This is a genomic window from Salegentibacter profundi (assembly GCF_054121475.1).
Genome location: NZ_JBSYGG010000023.1, coordinates 1 through 5,844, shown reverse-complemented (window position 1 = coordinate 5,844; position 5,844 = coordinate 1). Strand labels below are relative to the sequence as shown.

Genomic DNA, 5,844 nt, shown 5'->3' with positions numbered 1-5,844 from the left:
CTGTATATTTGCAGCCGCTTACAGGGATAACAGGAGTTATAAAGGTAGGCGGAAGTTCTTTAACAGCGTGGATTAAGAGGATATTTTGGCAGCCAATTCAGGGGCTAAAAAAAAATAAAAGTTTTTTTATTGCCAGAAACAAAAAGCGGTGTATATTTGCACCCGCAAAAACAACAAGCCAAACGTTCTTTTAACCTTGCAGGTTTATAGCAAAAAGCTTTAAAATTTTCCAAAGATTTTATTTGGAGGTAAAGGAAAAAGCATTGTATATTTGCAGCCGCTTTGAGCGCAAACGAGTTCACGAAAAAATACTGCAAAAGAAATCCCGGGTGGGTAGTAAAGTAAGAGAGGTTCGAGTCCTTTGATTTCAGCTAAGGAAACCTTCCTTTGTAAGAGGAGGAAGGAAGTTCATTGATTTATTGAATTGACAGCGCGTAAGATTGCCTTAATTGGCAATCATACAAATAATTTAGAATTAAGACTAGAGAAGTCGTCTTTGAGTGCAAACTTTGGATGGTTGTTATTATATTAAGAAACAACGATGAAGAGTTTGATCCTGGCTCAGGATGAACGCTAGCGGCAGGCTTAACACATGCAAGTCGAGGGGTAACAGGGATTGCTTGCAATCCGCTGACGACCGGCGCACGGGTGCGTAACGCGTATACAACCTACCTTTTGGAGGGGAATAGCCCAGGGAAACTTGGATTAATGCCCCATAGTATAACAATTTCACCTGAATTTGTTATTAAACATTTATGGCCATTAGATGGGTATGCGTCCTATTAGCTAGATGGTAAGGTAACGGCTTACCATGGCTACGATAGGTAGGGGTCCTGAGAGGGAGATCCCCCACACTGGTACTGAGACACGGACCAGACTCCTACGGGAGGCAGCAGTGAGGAATATTGGACAATGGGCGAGAGCCTGATCCAGCCATGCCGCGTGCAGGAAGACTGCCCTATGGGTTGTAAACTGCTTTTATACGGGAAGAACCGCACCTACGTGTAGGTGTTTGACGGTACCGTAAGAATAAGGATCGGCTAACTCCGTGCCAGCAGCCGCGGTAATACGGAGGATCCAAGCGTTATCCGGAATCATTGGGTTTAAAGGGTCCGTAGGCGGGATAATCAGTCAGTGGTGAAAGTCTGCAGCTTAACTGTAGAATTGCCATTGATACTGTTATCCTTGAGTTATTATGAAGTGGTTAGAATGAGTAGTGTAGCGGTGAAATGCATAGATATTACTCAGAATACCGATTGCGAAGGCAGATCACTAATAATACACTGACGCTGATGGACGAAAGCGTAGGTAGCGAACAGGATTAGATACCCTGGTAGTCTACGCCGTAAACGATGGTTACTAGCTGTTCGGCCCGATTAAGGGCTGAGTGGTTAAGCGAAAGTGATAAGTAACCCACCTGGGGAGTACGTTCGCAAGAATGAAACTCAAAGGAATTGACGGGGGCCCGCACAAGCGGTGGAGCATGTGGTTTAATTCGATGATACGCGAGGAACCTTACCAGGGCTTAAATGTAGTCTGACAGGTCTGGAAACAGACTTTTCTTCGGACAGATTACAAGGTGCTGCATGGTTGTCGTCAGCTCGTGCCGTGAGGTGTCAGGTTAAGTCCTATAACGAGCGCAACCCCTGTGGTTAGTTGCCAGCGAGTCATGTCGGGAACTCTAGCCAGACTGCCGGTGCAAACCGCGAGGAAGGTGGGGATGACGTCAAATCATCACGGCCCTTACGTCCTGGGCCACACACGTGCTACAATGGTAGGGACAGAGAGCAGCCACTGGGCGACCAGGAGCGAATCTATAAACCCTATCACAGTTCGGATCGCAGTCTGCAACTCGACTGCGTGAAGCTGGAATCGCTAGTAATCGGATATCAGCCATGATCCGGTGAATACGTTCCCGGGCCTTGTACACACCGCCCGTCAAGCCATGGAAGCCGGGGGTACCTGAAGTCGGTCACCGCAAGGAGCCGCCTAGGGTAAAACTGGTAACTGGGGCTAAGTCGTAACAAGGTAGCCGTACCGGAAGGTGCGGCTGGAACACCTCCTTTCTAGAGCAATGCATGTTAAAATGCAAAGCGCAATTATCTAAGAGGAAGTATTTAAAGCTTCTTTTTTGGTCTTGATTCTAAGCTGTCGATTTAATATTTAAAAAGGACAGTCTCATAGCTCAGCTGGTTAGAGCGCTACACTGATAATGTAGAGGTCGGCAGTTCGAGTCTGCCTGAGACTACAAAGCAAGCCTTGGAGCTTGCCTTGAGAGTAACAGGTAAGGTATGCCAGGGCATGGCTACCGGAGACTTAAAGTTCATAAAGAAATATTGAAAGGAAATTTTAGAGGTTGAGTAGCCGTTATAAGTACTGTTAACGAATAACTGGTTAACTGTAGCCTAACAACGGGGGATTAGCTCAGCTGGCTAGAGCGCCTGCCTTGCACGCAGGAGGTCATCGGTTCGACTCCGATATTCTCCACAAGGCGATGCCTTGGGATGTAAATTTCAAGAGTATTGCAGTGGGAGTGATAGATAATGTATTATCTGTCGCGACTCGCGAGACGTTCATTGACATATTGAGAAACAAAGAATACGAGAAACTACAGTTATAGAATTTATTTTATAACGAGGTAATTAAATTAATAGAATACATTGTGATTTATAATATAGGTCACGAGATAATTCGAGCATAAGCAAGAAGCATACAAGCTAGATAAGGGCGTATGGGGAATGCCTAGGCTCTCAGAGGCGATGAAGGACGTGATAAGCTGCGAAAAGCTGCGGGGACTGGCACATACAGGTTGATCCGCAGGTATCCGAATGGGGCAACCCACTATACTGAAGGTATAGTACTCCGCAAGGAGGGCAAACCCGGGGAACTGAAACATCTAAGTACCCGGAGGAAGAGAAAACAATAGTGATTGCGCTAGTAGCGGCGAGCGAAAGTGCATTAGCCCAAACCATATAGTTTACGGACTGTATGGGGTTGTAGGACCACGATATTTGTTGCAAATGGAATTAGAACAAGTTGGAAAGCTTGGCCACAGACGGTGACAGCCCGGTATAGGTAACAAATGCAATGATAGTGGTATCCTGAGTAGTGCGGGGCACGAGAAACCCTGTATGAATCCGGCGGGACCATCCGCCAAGGCTAAATACTCCTGAGAGACCGATAGTGAACCAGTACCGTGAGGGAAAGGTGAAAAGAACCCTGAACAAGGGAGTGAAACAGATCCTGAAACCATACGCTTACAAGCGGTCGGAGCATGTTTACATGTGACGGCGTGCCTTTTGCATAATGAGCCTACGAGTTACCGTTTCCAGCAAGGTTAAGTGATTCAGTCATGGAGCCGTAGCGAAAGCGAGTCTGAACAGGGCGTTTAAAGTTGGTAATGGTAGACGCGAAACCGTGTGATCTACCCTTGGGCAGGTTGAAGCTGTGGTAACACATAGTGGAGGACCGAACCCGTTGACGTTGAAAAGTCTTGGGATGACCTGAGGGTAGGGGTGAAAGGCCAATCAAACTCGGAAATAGCTCGTACTCCCCGAAATGCATTTAGGTGCAGCGATATGATAGTTTTATAGAGGTAGAGCTACTGATTGGATGCGGGGGCTTCACCGCCTACCAATTCCTGACAAACTCCGAATGCTATAAAATGTTTTATATCAGTGAGGGCATGGGTGCTAAGGTCCGTGTCCGAGAGGGAAAGAACCCAGACCATCAGCTAAGGTCCCCAAATGTATGTTAAGTTGAAGAAACGCGGTTGGACTGCCCAGACAGCTAGGATGTTGGCTTGGAAGCAGCCATTCATTTAAAGAGTGCGTAACAGCTCACTAGTCGAGCGGTCCGGCATGGATAATAATCGGGCATAAACATACTACCGAAGCTATGGATTTTGTACTTTAAGGTACAGAGTGGTAGGGGAGCATTGTAACAACGATGAAGGTGACTTGCGAGAGTTGCTGGAGTGGTTACAAAAGAAAATGTAGGCATAAGTAACGATAATGCAGGCGAGAAACCTGCACACCGAAAGACTAAGGTTTCCCCAGCTATGCTAATCAGCTGGGGGTTAGTCGGGACCTAAGGCGAACCCGAAGGGGGTAGTCGATGGACAACAGATTAATATTTCTGTACTTGCCCCACGTTAAAGCGGACGGAGGCGAAAAGTTGGTGCGTGCTGACGGAATAGCACGTTGAAGGGAGTGGTAACACCCCGACAGTACACAAAAGCTTCGGCCGGCGTGATAATCCAGCGGATCGACTTCCAAGAAAAGCGAGTGGAGGCAACCCGTACCGCAAACCGACACAGGTAGTTGGGATGAGAATTCTAAGGTGCTCGAGAGATTCATGGCTAAGGAACTAGGCAAAATGGGCCCGTAACTTCGGGAGAAGGGTCGCCCATCTTCGGATGGGCCGCAGTGAAGAGGTCCAGGCGACTGTTTATCAAAAACACAGGGCTCTGCGAAATCGAAAGATGAAGTATAGGGCCTGACACCTGCCCGGTGCTGGAAGGTTAAGAGGAGATGTTAGCGCTTGTCGCGACGCATTGAATTGAAGCCCCAGTAAACGGCGGCCGTAACTATAACGGTCCTAAGGTAGCGAAATTCCTTGTCGGGTAAGTTCCGACCTGCACGAATGGTGCAACGATCTGGACACTGTCTCAGCCATGAGCTCGGTGAAATTGTAGTATCGGTGAAGATGCCGATTACCCGCTACGGGACGAAAAGACCCCGTGCACCTTTACTATAGCTTAGTATTGACTTTGGACAAGTGATGTGTAGGATAGGTGGGAGACTTTGAAGCGCCGTCGCCAGGCGGTGTGGAGTCATTGTTGAAATACCACCCTTTACTTGTTCGGAGCCTAACCTCATTTTATGAGGGACAGTGCTTGGTGGGTAGTTTGACTGGGGTGGTCGCCTCCAAAAGAGTAACGGAGGCTTCTAAAGGTTCCCTCAGCACGCTTGGTAACCGTGCGTAGAGTGCAATGGCAAAAGGGAGCTTGACTGAGAGACATACAGGTCGATCAGGTACGAAAGTAGAGCATAGTGATCCGGTGACACCGCATGGAAGGGTCATCGCTCAAAGGATAAAAGGTACGCCGGGGATAACAGGCTGATCTCCCCCAAGAGCTCACATCGACGGGGGGGTTTGGCACCTCGATGTCGGCTCGTCACATCCTGGGGCTGGAGAAGGTCCCAAGGGTTGGGCTGTTCGCCCATTAAAGTGGCACGCGAGCTGGGTTCAGAACGTCGTGAGACAGTTCGGTCTCTATCTGTAGTGGGCGTTAGAAATTTGAGTGGACCTGACTCTAGTACGAGAGGACCGAGTTGGACTAACCTCTGGTGTATCTGTTGTTCCGCCAGGAGCATTGCAGAGTAGCTACGTTGGGAAGGGATAAGCGCTGAAAGCATATAAGCGCGAAACCCACCACAAGATGAGATTTCTTTAAAGGACCGTGGGAGACGACCACGTTGATAGGCCACAGGTGTAAAGGCAGCAATGTCATAGCCAAGTGGTACTAATAATCCGTAAAGCTTGATGCGATTCCTCCTATCCTGCAAGGGATAGGGGGAGCTTGAATGCTTAACCGTCAGTTTTATTGTTATTTTTTGTTTCTTAAATATGTCAAGGTTATTAGGAGGTAGATACTGGCCGATAAGGGTCTTTATGCTACACTCAACGATTTAAGGTGGTTATGGCAACGGGGCTCACCTCTTCCCATTCCGAACAGAGAAGTTAAGCCCGTTAGCGCAGATGGTACTGCTATTTGTGGGAGAGTATGTCACCGCCTTTTTTTTAAACCCTTCATCATTTATTTGGTGAAGGGTTTTTTTG

1 protein-coding gene, 2 tRNA genes and 3 rRNA genes are annotated in these 5,844 nt (G+C 47.8%); all 6 read left to right on the top strand.

The window, feature by feature from the left end; all coding sequences use genetic code 11:
* Window positions 1-194 (top strand): hypothetical protein (locus tag ACW6NC_RS16015; protein ID WP_457867569.1); only part of this gene is annotated, 194 nt, incomplete at its 5' end.
* A gap of 344 nt (window positions 195-538) precedes the next feature.
* Window positions 539-2,066 (top strand): 16S ribosomal RNA (locus ACW6NC_RS16010).
* 108 nt (window positions 2,067-2,174) lie between these two features.
* Window positions 2,175-2,248, top strand: a tRNA-Ile gene (locus ACW6NC_RS16005).
* A 165-nt stretch (window positions 2,249-2,413) separates the two neighbouring features.
* Window positions 2,414-2,487 (top strand) — tRNA-Ala (locus ACW6NC_RS16000).
* 222 nt (window positions 2,488-2,709) lie between these two features.
* A 23S ribosomal RNA gene (locus tag ACW6NC_RS15995) occupies window positions 2,710-5,552 on the top strand.
* Between the two features lie 142 nt (window positions 5,553-5,694).
* Window positions 5,695-5,803: ribosomal RNA gene (rrf, locus tag ACW6NC_RS15990) — 5S ribosomal RNA — on the top strand.
* The 16S, 23S and 5S rRNA genes sit together here with 2 tRNA genes alongside, the layout of an rRNA operon.
* Window positions 5,804-5,844 lie beyond the last annotated feature (41 nt).